Annotated in this window: 17 protein-coding genes; 4 read left to right on the top strand and 13 right to left on the bottom strand. The window is 40.6% G+C overall.

What is annotated here, in order from left to right; all coding sequences use genetic code 11:
- Positions 1 to 213 precede the first annotated feature (213 nt).
- Positions 214 to 783, top strand: a complete 570-nt coding sequence (locus LG307_RS03720; protein WP_404448254.1) for a TetR/AcrR family transcriptional regulator — start codon at positions 214 to 216, stop codon at positions 781 to 783.
- Between the two features lie 68 nt (positions 784 to 851).
- Here the strand turns inward: LG307_RS03720 and LG307_RS03715 are convergent, their stop codons facing one another.
- Together LG307_RS03715 and LG307_RS03710 are read right to left on the bottom strand one after the other, a co-directional pair.
- Entirely contained in the window at positions 852 to 1247 is a 396-nt protein-coding gene (locus LG307_RS03715) for a VOC family protein (RefSeq protein ID WP_404448251.1), read from the bottom strand.
- 82 nt (positions 1248 to 1329) lie between these two features.
- Positions 1330 to 2082: a MerR family transcriptional regulator gene (locus LG307_RS03710; protein WP_404448248.1), complete on the bottom strand. Its 753-nt coding sequence runs from the start codon at positions 2080 to 2082 to the stop codon at positions 1330 to 1332.
- Between the two features lie 91 nt (positions 2083 to 2173).
- On the opposite strand from LG307_RS03710, the gene LG307_RS03705 reads away from it, so the two are divergent.
- Positions 2174 to 2851 (top strand): lysostaphin resistance A-like protein, encoded by a 678-nt coding sequence (locus LG307_RS03705; RefSeq protein WP_404450370.1) that lies wholly within the window; start codon positions 2174 to 2176, stop codon positions 2849 to 2851.
- Between the two features lie 219 nt (positions 2852 to 3070).
- Here the strand turns inward: LG307_RS03705 and LG307_RS03700 are convergent, their stop codons facing one another.
- The 7 genes from LG307_RS03700 to LG307_RS03670 all read right to left on the bottom strand — a co-directional run bounded on the left by LG307_RS03700 (position 3071) and on the right by LG307_RS03670 (position 9302).
- A complete protein-coding gene (locus tag LG307_RS03700) occupies positions 3071 to 4294 on the bottom strand; it encodes an MFS transporter (protein ID WP_404448246.1) in 1224 nt (407 codons plus the stop codon).
- A gap of 392 nt (positions 4295 to 4686) precedes the next feature.
- Positions 4687 to 5391 carry a hypothetical protein gene (locus tag LG307_RS03695; RefSeq protein WP_404448243.1) on the bottom strand — a complete coding sequence of 235 codons (705 nt, stop codon included), beginning with the start codon at positions 5389 to 5391 and terminating at the stop codon, positions 4687 to 4689.
- A 381-nt stretch (positions 5392 to 5772) separates the two neighbouring features.
- Entirely contained in the window at positions 5773 to 6081 is a 309-nt protein-coding gene (locus LG307_RS03690; protein WP_404450369.1) for a hypothetical protein, read from the bottom strand.
- 431 nt (positions 6082 to 6512) lie between these two features.
- Positions 6513 to 6821 carry a hypothetical protein gene (locus tag LG307_RS03685; RefSeq protein ID WP_404448240.1) on the bottom strand — a complete coding sequence of 103 codons (309 nt, stop codon included), beginning with the start codon at positions 6819 to 6821 and terminating at the stop codon, positions 6513 to 6515.
- A gap of 58 nt (positions 6822 to 6879) precedes the next feature.
- Positions 6880 to 7188, bottom strand: coding sequence for a hypothetical protein (locus tag LG307_RS03680; RefSeq protein ID WP_404448237.1), 309 nt, complete (start codon positions 7186 to 7188; stop codon positions 6880 to 6882).
- A gap of 67 nt (positions 7189 to 7255) precedes the next feature.
- Complete coding sequence (locus LG307_RS03675; protein ID WP_404448234.1) at positions 7256 to 7654, bottom strand: hypothetical protein; 399 nt, start codon at positions 7652 to 7654, stop codon at positions 7256 to 7258.
- Positions 7620 to 9302 carry an LXG domain-containing protein gene (locus LG307_RS03670; RefSeq protein WP_404448231.1) on the bottom strand — a complete coding sequence of 561 codons (1683 nt, stop codon included), beginning with the start codon at positions 9300 to 9302 and terminating at the stop codon, positions 7620 to 7622. Before LG307_RS03670 ends, LG307_RS03675 begins: the two co-directional genes overlap by 35 nt.
- 400 nt (positions 9303 to 9702) lie before the next feature.
- On the opposite strand from LG307_RS03670, the gene LG307_RS03665 reads away from it, so the two are divergent.
- Positions 9703 to 10269: a GNAT family N-acetyltransferase gene (locus LG307_RS03665; protein WP_404448227.1), complete on the top strand. Its 567-nt coding sequence runs from the start codon at positions 9703 to 9705 to the stop codon at positions 10267 to 10269.
- 75 nt (positions 10270 to 10344) lie between these two features.
- On the opposite strand, the gene LG307_RS03660 is transcribed toward LG307_RS03665, so the two are convergent.
- The 3 genes from LG307_RS03660 to LG307_RS03650 form a co-directional block, all read right to left on the bottom strand.
- On the bottom strand, positions 10345 to 10527 hold the full coding sequence (locus tag LG307_RS03660) for a hypothetical protein (protein ID WP_088017127.1): 183 nt from the start codon (positions 10525 to 10527) through the stop codon (positions 10345 to 10347).
- Between the two features lie 102 nt (positions 10528 to 10629).
- The gene (locus LG307_RS03655; RefSeq protein WP_404448224.1) at positions 10630 to 11574 is read right to left on the bottom strand and encodes an ABC transporter permease subunit; all 945 of its coding nucleotides are present in this window, start codon (positions 11572 to 11574) and stop codon (positions 10630 to 10632) included.
- Positions 11571 to 12506, bottom strand: a complete 936-nt coding sequence (locus tag LG307_RS03650) for an ABC transporter ATP-binding protein (RefSeq protein WP_404448221.1) — start codon at positions 12504 to 12506, stop codon at positions 11571 to 11573. Before LG307_RS03650 ends, LG307_RS03655 begins: the two co-directional genes overlap by 4 nt.
- Before the next feature lie 222 nt (positions 12507 to 12728).
- Between LG307_RS03650 and LG307_RS03645 the strand changes: the two genes are divergently transcribed.
- Positions 12729 to 13280, top strand: a complete 552-nt coding sequence (locus LG307_RS03645) for a hypothetical protein (protein ID WP_404448218.1) — start codon at positions 12729 to 12731, stop codon at positions 13278 to 13280.
- Between the two features lie 123 nt (positions 13281 to 13403).
- On the opposite strand, the gene LG307_RS03640 is transcribed toward LG307_RS03645, so the two are convergent.
- Positions 13404 to 13646, bottom strand: a complete 243-nt coding sequence (locus tag LG307_RS03640; RefSeq protein WP_404448216.1) for a hypothetical protein — start codon at positions 13644 to 13646, stop codon at positions 13404 to 13406.
- Positions 13647 to 13705 lie beyond the last annotated feature (59 nt).

The raw sequence follows: 13705 nt of genomic DNA, 5'->3' as shown, positions 1-13705 counted from the left end.
ACCAACGCAAACACAATCAAAACAGCCTTTTTATGTTTTATAATACGTGATGCAATATTTATCGTTGTTCATCCTCTCTTGTAACTTTCCGCTTTACATCTTATTATTATATTGGACACCGTGTTGGGTATTCAACAGACAGTTGTTTGCCGGATGTCAGATAGACAACAAATCATTCTATTGTGTTGTTTTTTATGAAAGGCTGTGATAAAGATGAGCGAAAAAATGGATAGAAGAAAGCAGTATACACGCATGGTTCTGAAGGAAAGTTTGTTAGATTTATTAAAGGAAAAATCCATTGCAAGCATTACCATAAAAGAAATATGTACAAAAGCGGATATTAACCGCTCCACCTTTTATGCCCACTATTCCAGTCAATACGACCTGCTGGATTCTATTGACGATGAATTTACCGAAGACATGGTCAAAACGCTTAACCAATATAATTTCTCAAAAGAAGACGAGGCATACCAAATGACCGAGAAAATATTCGAATACATCGCTTCTAAAAGTGATATTTGTCGTATTCTGTTAAGTGAAAATACCGAAGTGCAATTCCAGAAAAAAGGCATGATGATCGCCAAGGAATACATACTGAAAAACTTCATTCCCCATAAGCAAGTAGACGCGGAAACCTTCGAATACCTAAGTATATTCTTTGTGAGCGGAAGTATTTACATGATTAAAAACTGGTTGGAGAGTGGAATGAATAAAACACCTGAGGAGATGGCAGGGTTGTTGAATGAGTTTTTGAACCGCGGGTTGAGGGGACAGGTGGGCTGAGGGGACAGGCACGCCGACCCACGAAAAAACAAGACCCACACATGAGGTCTTGTCTTCTTCAAATCTATCTATTTCGCATGCTGATCTGGTTGGTGGATACCAAACACATTGCCTTCGGTGTCCACATAGTAACCTTGCCATGCCATTCCAGGCAACGCATACTTTGGCACTGCCACTTTACCGCCATTCTCAAGAATCAACTTTTCCGTGGCGTCGTACTCTTCCACACCCATTGTGCAGGAAAACCCATTTAAAGGTTGATTTGCTGCAGGCGCAGCACCTTTTCGTTGCATCAATGCACCATTGATTCCAAGCTCATTCTCGTCCCCAGTCACAGCTCCGAAATATGGCGTACCAGCATATTCGCTCCAATCTTGAAACGACCAGCCAAATACCTCTCCATAAAACCCCTTTGCACGCTCCATATCATCCACATGAATTTCAAAATGAACTAATCTCCCCATCGTACCCCTCCCATCGGATAAACCGCTTTCATTGCTTACTTCTCTATCATAATTCATCCATGGACAACGGTTCAATAACTAGTTACGAAGATAGGGACATCTCCTTCATCGCCCTCTCCAAAAACTCCAACACTTCCTGCCTCACTGGATAGAATCCCAACCCATTAGACGCCTCTTCTGATTTCCTCGCATCCCAGAATTTCTCCGCCAGCTCGGCATTCCCTTTAAAGGTCTCCTCAGACAAAATCATCACATCTTCCGCTATTAGCTGCCCTTCGCCCGAATCTGGCTTTTTCCCATCCGCAATGCAAAGCTCAATCCGCTTGATGATGTTGATCCACTTTGCCACCTCCACCGGATTGTCTTCCAACTTAGGCAAGTTCTCTTGCAACACTGCTTGCTCGTCCTCGCTGAATACCAACTCCATTGCTTCCGCTCTTTGCTGGCGCCTCTCTTCCATGTCCTCCCCCAATAATGGAAGAAGATGCTCCCAATGAATGTCCTTTTCAAGCTTCATCATATTTAGCAGAGAATTCGTGTGATCAAGCGAAAGATTTAACCGTTCGAGATCTTCCACCAACTTTTCCTTATGTAAAAGAAGGATCCGCTCCATCGTAATCTGATTCAAGACTTTTTGAATATCCTTCAGAGGCATGGCCGTTTCCTTTAACAGCAAGACTTTTTGAAGCTTGATGATGTCTTCAGACGTATACAGCCGCCTTCCACTCTCATCCTTGCTTGTCGGTTCCACCAACCCGATGTCGTCATAATACCGTACCGTCCGCAGCGATACCCCCAATTTCTTTGCAACCTCTCCCGATGAAAAATAATTCATAAATTCCCTCCTAAACTACTTGCAGGTTACGTAACGTCACCATTTATCCTACATCTATCATACAAAATATCTGGAGGAAATCACATTGAAAATGAACACAAAATGGAAGGTAAAAGAATTGATTCTACTACTATTAATGGCACTCGTTTTCGTGCCGATATTTATTGAGCTGTTGCTGCATCGGTTTTTATTGCAAACATTCGAAAACACACTCTACGCAGGCACCATGACGGGTTTTGTCATGTCCATTATTTTCACACTAAGCGTATACTTGATTGCCCTTAAACCACATGGTTTGGGATGGGATGTTGTCGGCCTCCGCTCCTTTTCAAAAAGCTATTGGAAATGGATCCCGGTCTGGACGGTTGTATTGATTGTTTCTAGTATTCTACTGGTAGTTATGATGGATATCTTGGGAATCGGAGTCGACAACAGTAAGACAGAATCACTGAATGAACAGGTCACCTGGTTCACCTTTACCATAGCTTTTCTATCTGCCGCTGTTGTTTCGCCCATCTACGAGGAAATTTTTTATCGAGGATTTCTATATAAGTGGATTCTTGGGAAATGGGGTGTGGGGGCAGGTCTTATCGTCAGCTCGCTCATTTTCACTGTTGTGCATATCCCTACCTACAACACGCTGCCGGTCAACTTTCTATCAGGAGCGATATTTGCCTGGACCTATGAGAAGTCGGGATCAATTGTTCCGGGGATCATTATTCACGGGGTGTTTAACGGGGTGGCAGTGGTGTTGACGGTGGTGGCCTGAGGGGACAGGCACGCCGACCCAGGTTGTGGGGATTTTATTCTAAATTAAGGGGGGCGCACGTGTCGGTATTTGTCGAATGGCATTTATATGGGCTAAAGTGGCTAATAAATTCGAAAAGTCGCTTATAAATTGAAAAGTTGGCTTATAAATCCAAAACTTGGACTATAAATCACCACGCCCCCCCATCAAAACCAAAGGAGCTACGCATTTCGGCTCCTTTTACACTTTTACGACCTCCCGACCAGCCACTTCCACACTTTTCCGCGAAAAAACGACCACAAAACTCGAAGCGACCAGCAAAATCCCTGCCAAAATTGTAAAACACATCAAAATCAGCCCCATAGAAACGAGCCCCGTGAACAATCCCAACAACACAATTCGCAACAACAGTCCCACGGTTCTCAGCAAACCATCGACCCTTCCGATAATCTCATTCGGGATCCGCTCCATCATGAAGGCATTCCGAGCAACCCTTGCACCGCTATTACCGATGGCAATCAACATCATCATCATTAGATAGCCCCCAACAGGTAGGTACACCATAACCGAAATCGCCATCGTAAAAAGAATCATCATCCCTGCAACTAACTTCACATCCTCAAATTTCCGCGCCGCAAGAGGAATAAAGACCCCAGCCAACACAGCGCCAAGCCCATACACCATCCCCTGGATCCCATAAATATTCCCTTCCACTTTCAACACATCTGCCAAGTAGACAGGAAACAGATAGTTTGTGAGCATCACACCAATGAACGGCAAGGACGAGGCCAACAAAAACAGAAACATGCCTGGCTCCCTTTTCATAAAATCAATAGCCGCAGATGCATTCACCTTGGAACCCTCGGAAACCGTACTTCCTAGACGCTTCCTACCATAAGGTATCTTCACAAAAAAGTAGATCGCAAGTGCGTACGTACACACATCCAAAAGCAAAATGTAATGAAGGTCCCATTTCAAAAGAAGCACACTCGCAATCGCCCCTGCCACCATACTCGACAGCTGCCCCTGCACCTCCATCGTGCCGTTCAAAACCTTAAACTGATTTTTATGAAACAACTCCTGATTTAAAGCAAACATCGTCGGGTAAAAAATCGTGTAATACAGGCTGCCAATCATATAGATGACGATATAATGCCAAAGCTCATAATCCATTCCAAGAAAACCGACTCCCGAAAATAATGCCAAAGCAACGAGGCTGACCACCTTACTGCTTACAAGCATTCTCTTCCTAGAAATTTTATCAATCAAATACCCCAAGTATGGCGTCAGAATAAAGTTGATGATTGTCATGCAAATTGCCACATACCCAAACACTTCATTGCCATTATCGCTCGTCACCAATAGCCACGGAATGGCAATCATCGTGATCCCGCTCCCAATGGCTGAAGCCACATTTGCTAAAATTATATACCGAAACCTGATGTCCTTATATAAACTGTTCATTGTTGCTCTCCCTCTCCACCTTTGATACTTTCATCATAAAGGAAGAAGAATTTGGTAACATTCAGCAAAGGAAGGAAGTTTGGTTACTGCTTTTTGACCATTAAAATTGTTGTATAGGTACGACTTAAGTTGTAGGTGGAACTAATTTTTTTGCTGATTCCACTTACTGTCCAAACACACCCCTTTACTGTCGGAGATGACACAAATACTGTCGGAAAAATCACAAATACTGTCCATTGGCCCCACTTTACTGTCCAAATCCATCCCAATACAAGCGAGGCGACAAACACCAACAAAAAACGACCTCGCCCATAAACTGCGAAGTCGTCACCTTAATAATAGGGACAGGCACGCCAGCCCCAACTGGGTCGGCGTGCCTGTCCCTAAACCCGTTATTCAAATAAATCCCCATACGCAAACGGCGCAATCGTTAAATTGTCCTCATTGCTTTCAATGATCCATGTCTGCTCCCCATTGCTAACATACAAAAGAGCACCAATGGCAACCTGCTCACCAAGACGATAATCATACAATGAATTCAACATCCCTTTTTTCGCCACAAGCACGTCTAAAAATTGCGGGTTAAACATACCAACCTCATCCGCTGTAAGCTCCATCCCACGCAGCAACTTATCTACAACCTTCTCAAACTGTGGCTCCTTCATAAAAAATGCCTCGCCACCCACTCGACTAAGACTCATGTCCGTCAACTGGCTCAGTTTCAGCTCATTGTTCTCGCCAAACAACTTGAAAACACGGTTATCATACAACGATTGTTGAACAGTAAATTCCTCGTTGCAAAACAACGACACCGTACTGGCACCTTCGTCTGTTGCTATCTGACAACGAATCACACGCTTCACATTTGTCAGTCCCATCAGAAACTCCCGAAACTGCTCATCCACCTTTTCCTGATTACGATCCACCGACAATAACCCTTTGGAGATCAGGCCACTTGTCGCACTATCCAGCCGACACTCCAATAGTTGATCCGAAATATCACCGAACACCTCATCCTTGATTGAAGCTGCCACTTCCGCCCCATCAAGCAATAAAAGCGATAGTATGTATTCTTCCGCAGTAAGAGTATACGTCATAGGAGTAACTCCTTTCTTTTCTTTTTCAGACTTGTTTAATAATCACCGCTTGCCTATAAAATAAGTAAAACCAATAAAGAAGACAATCATAAGAGAAAAAATAATAATTGCATAAAGTATTAACAACACTCTAGCTACAAACCAATTAAATCGCCCATACGTACTACTAGCAACCAATTGCGTCAATCCAAAGAATGGAAAAAGTATAACTGCAAGAAAGTCCATTCCAAAATTAATCCAACAATAAAAACCTTTTCCAGCCGATTTACTAAGTATATATACTAGTGAAAATAGAAAATTAAATAATAAAAAAACCTGAGAGCATAAAATTAATATTTTCTAAAATTTTCATTAGGTATCTAGCACCCTTCAACACTACCGTTACTGCATATCTGCAATATAACCAAACATTACAAAGATAACGATTGCCAGTATCAATGCCAATAAAGAATAGAAGACAAGTATAAGTCTAGCTACAAACCAATTAAATCTATCATAAATGCTGGTTGCTACCCATTGTGTCACTCCAAAAAATGGGGCAGACAAGATTATCAAGATATCAAAATCATGAGTTACCCAGTGATAGAAGCCATTTCCTGCAGTTTTACTAAGGATATATAAAAGACTTAAAAACACGTTGAATAATGCAAATATCCCTAGTAAAAAGAGTACCCCTCCCATAAAGTTCATCACATTTATGCCCACCTATAACACTTCATTTATTTTATTTGTACGAACAACTAATTCCTCTTAACCACGTCTGTCCTTCAATCAATACCTATCTGCAATATACCAAAACATGCTAAAGCAAACGTTCGATAGAATAAATATTAGTATGGCATATAAAAGGAGTAGCACCCTTGCTACAAACCAATTAAGACGTTCATAAGTAATTTCTGCCACCCAATGGGTTATCCCAAATAGCGGAGAAGATAAAATCTCCAGGAAATCAAGGTCATAAGTAATCCAGCGATAAAAACCTTTCCCAGCTGATCTACTTAGTATATATAGGAGGGAAAAAAGAAAATTAAATAAAATTAATATTCCTAGCATACCGAGAAAAATTGCAATATATTTCATTACGTATTTAGCATCCCTTTACCACCAGATATCACAGTGAATTACCTATTATCCTCAATATAAGCAAACACTATAAAACTAACGATTGCTATTATAAATATTACTATTGTATATAAAATCAACAGCACCCTTGCTACAAACCAATTAAACCGGCCATATATACTACTTGCTGCCCATTGAGTCAACCCTAATAGCGGAAAAGACAAAATTACCAGGAAATCCAGGTCATGCGTAATCCATCGATAAAAGCCAATTCCTGCAGATTTACTAAGTATATATAAGAGGGCAAACAGGACATTAAATAATAAAAATGCAGCGAGGGCAAATAAGATAGTTCCAATTAGTTCCACTGAATTTTAAACACCCCACAACGCTACCTTTATGAATTTCAAAATATCTAAACTTTAATTACATCCGATCAGTAAAATAACCAAACATGCTAAAACATAGTATTGAAAGAATCAATATATATATGGCATAAAAAAGCAGGAATACTCTTGCCATAAACCAATTAAATCGCTCATAAAAACTACTTGCTACCCATTGAGTCAAACCAAATAACGGAGCAAATATAAACATTAAAAAATCCAGGTCATAAGTAACCCAACGATAAATTCCATTTCCTGCTGATTTACTAAGTATATATATAAGGGCAAAGATAAAATTAAATAATATAAATGCCCCAAGAGAACCAAAAGAAACCGCAAGAATTTGCATGATAACCTAACACCCTTTAATTCTATCTTTATTCATCCAAGAGCAAATTGCTTTCTTCTGTACTCAATCACTGCATATCGGCAAAATGTCCAAAAGCTATAAAGCAAACAATCGCTAAAATAAGTACTAAAATAGCATATAAGAATAACAACACCCGTGCCATCAACCAGTTAAACCGCTCATACGTGCTACTTGCCACTAACTGAGTCAACCCAAATAGTGGAGCAGACAGGATCATCAAGAATTCAAGATCATGAGTGATCCATTTATAAAATCCATTTCCTGCTGTTTTGCTAAGTGTATATAAGAGGGAGAAGAGAAAATTAAATAATAAAAATGTTCCTAGTATCCCAAAAATAGTTGCAATAACTCCCATTACGTATCTAGCATCCCTTAACACTACCTTTTTAATTTTTTGGCTTACATTAACATTATCCCATCCAACCGAATAATGAATCTTTGGCATCGCTTAATGCATTTTTGGCTCCATCCAGTGCATCTTTGGCTTTTTCCTTCACATCATGGATTTTTTCACCAACGGCAGCACCAGCATCACTTGCCCATTTGTTTGTATATTTTGAAGCCCATTCACCGACTGTGGCCCCTACTGCACTACCAATTACTGCACCAGCTGCAGCTCCGAATGGTGCAAAAGGACCTGAGAGAACCCCACCGATTGCTGCTCCAACATACGCTCCAGCGGCAGCACCAGTTACGCTGCCAGCCACTTTATTCACTTCTTCTGCGACAACTCTTCCTCTTACACTATATTTATCTTTTCCTTTCAGGCCATCCCCTTCACTCCACCTGTCTTTAATACTCGTAACAGCGGAGTAAGTGCCAACGATAGCTGCTCCGACACCTGAAGCTTTTGCCGCCACTTTCTTAAAAGCTTCCTTAGGAATGACCATTTCACGGGTAGAATGTTTAACTATCTTATTTTTAACATTTTCATGCAGAGGTCGGTTTTTCGTTGCTAGCTTCCAGACTCCGCCCTTTACTTTCTGTTTCGTGGTTCTATGATCTTTGAAATCCTTACCCTTTAGGACACTAGCCTTCTGAGCTTTTAATGTTCTCTCTATATTTCTATAGTTTTTCGATGTTCTATTAAACTTTTGAATGAGCTTCCTCGTCCATTCAGGCCCAATTTTCCCTTTAAGAAACTGCAAAACCTTCCTATTATACTTAAACGTATAATGGTTCTTCTTCTTCGTGTATTCAATTCGAAGAAGCTTTGATTTATGAGCTGCCACTAACACCGCAAGCGGAGCGAAGGAATCAAAGGCCCCATCCTTTATAGCATGGAAAAGGCTTTTCGACTCTTCCTGCCCCTCCGAATCCGGTCCATCCGCTGTCATATTACTTTCATGCGATAACAACAAATTCAGTGCACGTTCACTAATCGAGTTCCCATTCAGCGTCGTACCCGAAGCACTACCGGGTGAATTCACCCCAGACCCCACCGCTTCATCCGCCAACTTCTCAAGCAACAAACCCGATTCATACCCACTAATACTAATCTTTTTCGCAGTAAACATGGAATTAATCTGTTCAATATAAGCGGATGCTACCTGGCTGCTCTCTGAAACGGCATCTAATTTCCTGGTTTGTTCCTGATCAAAAACATGCAGTTTTTCAAGTGTTTGGTCAATATCCTTCTCTGCCATCCGGACCTGATCGACAAATCCATCTTCCCTTACGTTTGGCAAGGAAACAATGTCGCTTACAGAATAGAGGACCTGATTTGTTTCGTTCGCTAGGTCTGTTGTCATTCGCCTTGCGTTATCGAGAGCTCGCGGTAGATCATTTTGTAAAAAGCTTTCATTAATATAGCCGGAACTTGATGGTTCCACCGACTGGAGGGCACTTTTCATGCCGTTTAACGTGTTTTTGAACTCATCCAGCATGGATTGATAATAGGTTAAAAAAGGAATGTGGCAGTCCTGATAGAACGATCGGATTGCCTGTCCGCCTTGACCTTTTAAGGCATCTTCAAGGCCAACGATTCCCATGACATCATTATGTACCTTCTCCATTGCTTCTTTTTGCAACTCCAACTTTTCAAGCATGGACTGAAGTTCCGTTTGAAGAGAATTCACTTCTAAAATTTTCATATCGCAATCACCACCCACGTTCATTTAAAAAACAGTTAGTTTAATTTTACCAATTTGCCAACTTGTTTAGAATAGGTGTTATGGTTTATGTTTCATCTAGATAGCAAGCTCCTACTCCAAAAACTGTAACTTTTCTCCCATCCATATGCACTTAATTCCACGTTTTCACACAACATTCGCTCTAGTATACTTCCTTTTTTTCACATTCCCAATTTAAGAAAAAGTGAAACTCTAATTTTCCAATCTCATTTTGTCGAATGGCATTTATATGACCCAAAGTGGATTATATAATGAAAAAGTGGCTTATAAATTAAAAACTTGGACTATAAAACAAAAAGTTGGCTTATAAATCCAAAACTTGGACTATAAAATAAATAAACCACCCTGAGGAGATGTCAGATTGACTAATAAAGAGGAAAAATTCGAGTGTTTTTCGGAGACTGATCGATTATTATTAAGACTATTAAACAAAAACGACTATGAAAACTGGTTAAATGAATATAAAAAACGTTTACCTTCTCAACATCGCCATGATGAAGGAAGAATGGATATGAGTGTTTGTACGTTAGAATGGTTTCACAACCTTGTCGATAAACATCAAGAGTTGGCGCTGACAGACAGAGCTCATATATTTGGAGTGTTTAGAAAAGATGATGGAACACACTTAGGTATGATCGATTTTTCCACCCTTGCAAGAGATGACTTCCACTGGGGAAGGATTGGATATACCATCCATAATCAGTATTGGAGATTAGGTTACGGCAGAGAAGCAGTAAATGCAGCACTAGCCATCGCTTTTGAACAGTTGAACTTCCACCGCATAGAAGCCCACATTAACTTGGATAATACTCCTTCTATGAAATTGGCAGAAAGTGCTGGCATGGAATTTGAATGTGTTCGGAAAGGCTTTATTTTCGAAAACGACGAGTGGACCGACCATTTAGTTTATTACAAGAACGCAAATTAAGGAGACAGCACTTGTAAGAGCTTAAGGGACGGGCACTGTGACCCAAGTGGGTTGCCGTGCCTATCCCCTCTACCCTTAGTTCATGCCATTCCATTCCCCTTGATTCTTAGAGGACTTTTCTTTTTTCGCTTTTTCTTTATGGGCTTGGTTAGCTGCTGCACTACCTAATTCCTTAGAAAATTCAGCGTCTGTTTGACTAGCGTCAAAGCCTTTTTTATTCTTTTGTTCCGCATCTGTTTTGCCATTTCTTTTCGCCATGGTAAGTATCCCTCCCCTCCTTTTTCTTTCTTAGTATGAAAAGGATGAGAAAAATTATACTGACGGAGGAGGGGCGTTGTTGGAACAATCACTACGACCCATTTAAATGCTAACATCCCGCTTCTGGAAGAACAGGAATGTCAACGCCATGAATATAACGTAATAGACGAGCAAGATCGTCAAAGAAACAGCTATAGTGACGTCTTGAAGTATGGTATCCTGAAGCGCATAGACGGTTAAGTCAAGATGCGGGAAGATCAAGAATTTCACCCATGTGAATTTCTCCGCCAAGAATACAATGATACCTCCCAATACAGACGAGAAGAATAGAACGGCAATACCAATACCAACTGCCAGTGCTTGACTTTTGAACAGTGTGGAGAGCATGAATGAAATGGTCATCACCATCAACAGACTCGGCAGGAAGTAAAGAATGCTAGTGAAAAATTGTGTTCCGATGGCCACTTCTTTTTGGCCGTCTAATGTATAAACGATGGACTTCATGTTAAAATCTCCAGCCCCAAAGAACAGGACACCAACTAAATAACCTGCCAAAAGAAGAACAGATAGCATGACAAGAGAATACAGAAGGACGGAGACATATTTTGATAAAAGGATGCTCCAGCGGCGATGTGGACGGATCAATAACTGTTTGATCGTACCATCTGAGAACTCCGCAGAAACGTTCGCACTGCAGACAATGACGGTAAATAAGGTAATGAAGAATGTCATCCCAATCACCACATCATTCATAAAGTGCCAGCTTACTTTTTCAGTGGGGTTAATATTTGCATTGACGAATTGTTGCTTCTCATCGATTTGTAATTGATACATTTCCTTTTCTTCTTCTGGTGCTTCTGCTAACAAGGCTTCCAATTCCGCGATTTCTGCTTGCGCTTCACTTTTCCAATTTTCGTTGGTTTCACCAAACACATTTTCATAGATAGCAGCGCCTCCCACTACCCCAATAACAAGAATCGCTATGTAGATCCAACTGGATTTTTTTGAAAATATCTTCATCAACTCATTTTTAATTAATCCAATCATACCATTTGCTCCTTTTTATCCTTGTTTGTTAATTCTAAGAATCGATCCTCAAGTGTTGCTTTAACCATCTCAATGCCGAATACATCAATATTCTGTTCTACAAGCAAACGGTTAATCTTGGCAACATCTTCTTTTACAATGGAAAGGTGGATGAGAGATTCTCCATTTTTTCCAACCGTGTCTTCAAAATTATTTTTCCTAAGAACATCCATGGCTTTGTCCACATCACTTACCTCAAAGACATACTCTCGCAGTGATTCTTGTGTTCCAACGGATTCATTCATCGTGGAGATATGGATAAGCTCCCCTTTTTCAATGATGGCGAACCTGTCACACATGAGCTGCATTTCCGAGAGCAAGTGGGAGGAGACAACAACCGAAATACCATTATTCGCAAGCAACCGTAAATAATCACGGAACTCACGGATCCCTTGTGGATCTAGTCCATTGGTAGGTTCGTCAAGTATAAGCAAGGAAGGCTCATGCAGTAATGCCTGAGCTACCCCAAGACGTTGCCTCATCCCTAAGGAATAGGTTTTCACTTTGTTGTGAATGGCATCTTCAAGGCCAACTAAATTAACCATTTCTTGAATTCGTTCTTTTGTAATTTTCTTAGTGGCCATATTGGCATAATGCTTAATATTTTTGTATCCTGACATATACTTATAAAACTCAGGATTTTCTACAATCGCTCCAATTTCACTCATTGCAGATTTAAAGGAGCTGTCAAGATTATGTCCATTGATGATGACACTTCCACCTGATCTATTAATCAAGTTAACAATCATTCTAATAATAGTAGTTTTCCCTGCTCCGTTAGGCCCAAGGAGACCAAATATTTCTCCTTTTTCCACAGCAAAACTTACATCTTTAACAATCGTTTTGCTTCCAATCTTCTTTGTTAAATTTTTCACTTCTAATGCATAATACATGTGATTTTCCCTCATTTCCGTATTTGCATGCACTTCGAATTGCTTAATATTTCACTAATCTATAAAAATGGATTACTAGGAGAAGTGGTACATCCATCCCATTACCAATATAAACCAAATTATTAATCATTTCCAGTTTTCTAGCAACTTTCATCTAATCTCACCCAATCAAATCTATCACCTCATGCATATATTAATAGAAACGATAAGGAGGTGAGAAAATTGAAATACTATCATTACAAAAATGAAGAAACACCCTCTACCGCTTCTTTCCACCATCACAAAAAAGATTCCAAAGACATCACCATCAACGTTAAATGCGGTGACGGTGGCCGGGAGCGAATGACACCGGCATTCCGTGCACTTAAAACAGGCGTACAACCGTTAGTAGCAGGTCAGTCAAGCAAAATTACGTTTGAAGAGGAACAGTTTGATATCGGGAATATCTATAACTCTACTAACTCTACGTTTGTACCTCGTGAAAGTGGAGTTTATTATGTAGCTGCAAGTTTCACCTTTGCACCAGACGAAAATATTCCGTACCGAACAAGAGCGGACATTGTCGTAAATGGAATCACCGTTCAAGTCGATAATGACTACTGGGATCAACTAGCAAATCTTAACGTCGTCAATGTTTCAGCCGTCCTCCAACTGCAAGCCGGCGACCTCGTCGAAATCTTCGGCCAAAGCACCGTCGACGGATTCATCGAACCAGACGTCGAAATCCCAAACTTTGGATTCAGCTCCAATTTTGAAGCATTTAAGGTGTCGTAGGGACAGGCACCAAGACCCAAGTCACTACATCCCTTGCCCTTAATTCCTGACAAAAAAACAGGACGTAACTTTTGCATCCCACCCATTTTCTGAGCAAGCAAAAGCAACGTCCTTTCCCCATCTTTAAGGCCCTAAAAAATAGTAACCAATCGCCATAAGCCAAAAGAAGCTAAATGTCATAATAAAATTTAAGAAAGCTAAAAAATAATGTTTCCCCACCAACCCAAACGCAAGACCAATAGGCCCGACAACAAAGGTCAACATCCAAAACGGACTAGCAACACTCAACAATACATTTGGCACCCAAAGCAACACACAAATGACAAAACAAACTAGTGACGAAATCTTTAACGCTTTCTTACTCATACTCCCATCACCACTTCCTACCTAACTTGCAGGATACCTTCCCCTATTATTTTACCAGC

Origin of the sequence: Sutcliffiella horikoshii, from assembly GCF_044809035.1 — a bacterium.
GTDB classification, from domain to species: Bacteria; Bacillota; Bacilli; order Bacillales; family Bacillaceae_I; genus Sutcliffiella_A; species Sutcliffiella_A horikoshii_G.
Note: the sequence above shows the minus strand (reverse complement) of the source record. Positions and strands in the feature narration are given on the sequence as shown.

What these genes read in the sequence shown, in the direction of transcription:
- LG307_RS03720 (WP_404448254.1), top strand. Translation starts at nt 214, where the DNA reads ATGAGCGAAAAAATGGATAGAAGAAAGCAGTATACACGCATGGTTCTG.
- LG307_RS03715 (WP_404448251.1), bottom strand. Translation starts at nt 1,247, where the DNA reads ATGGGGAGATTAGTTCATTTTGAAATTCATGTGGATGATATGGAGCGT.
- LG307_RS03710 (WP_404448248.1), bottom strand. Translation starts at nt 2,082, where the DNA reads ATGAATTATTTTTCATCGGGAGAGGTTGCAAAGAAATTGGGGGTATCG.
- LG307_RS03705 (WP_404450370.1), top strand. Translation starts at nt 2,174, where the DNA reads ATGAACACAAAATGGAAGGTAAAAGAATTGATTCTACTACTATTAATG.
- LG307_RS03700 (WP_404448246.1), bottom strand. Translation starts at nt 4,294, where the DNA reads ATGAACAGTTTATATAAGGACATCAGGTTTCGGTATATAATTTTAGCA.
- LG307_RS03695 (WP_404448243.1), bottom strand. Translation starts at nt 5,391, where the DNA reads ATGACGTATACTCTTACTGCGGAAGAATACATACTATCGCTTTTATTG.
- LG307_RS03690 (WP_404450369.1), bottom strand. Translation starts at nt 6,081, where the DNA reads ATGAACTTTATGGGAGGGGTACTCTTTTTACTAGGGATATTTGCATTA.
- LG307_RS03680 (WP_404448237.1), bottom strand. Translation starts at nt 7,188, where the DNA reads ATGCAAATTCTTGCGGTTTCTTTTGGTTCTCTTGGGGCATTTATATTA.
- LG307_RS03675 (WP_404448234.1), bottom strand. Translation starts at nt 7,654, where the DNA reads ATGCCAAAGATTCATTATTCGGTTGGATGGGATAATGTTAATGTAAGC.
- LG307_RS03670 (WP_404448231.1), bottom strand. Translation starts at nt 9,302, where the DNA reads ATGAAAATTTTAGAAGTGAATTCTCTTCAAACGGAACTTCAGTCCATG.
- LG307_RS03660 (WP_088017127.1), bottom strand. Translation starts at nt 10,527, where the DNA reads ATGGCGAAAAGAAATGGCAAAACAGATGCGGAACAAAAGAATAAAAAA.
- LG307_RS03655 (WP_404448224.1), bottom strand. Translation starts at nt 11,574, where the DNA reads ATGATTGGATTAATTAAAAATGAGTTGATGAAGATATTTTCAAAAAAA.
- LG307_RS03650 (WP_404448221.1), bottom strand. Translation starts at nt 12,506, where the DNA reads ATGTATTATGCATTAGAAGTGAAAAATTTAACAAAGAAGATTGGAAGC.
- LG307_RS03640 (WP_404448216.1), bottom strand. Translation starts at nt 13,646, where the DNA reads ATGAGTAAGAAAGCGTTAAAGATTTCGTCACTAGTTTGTTTTGTCATT.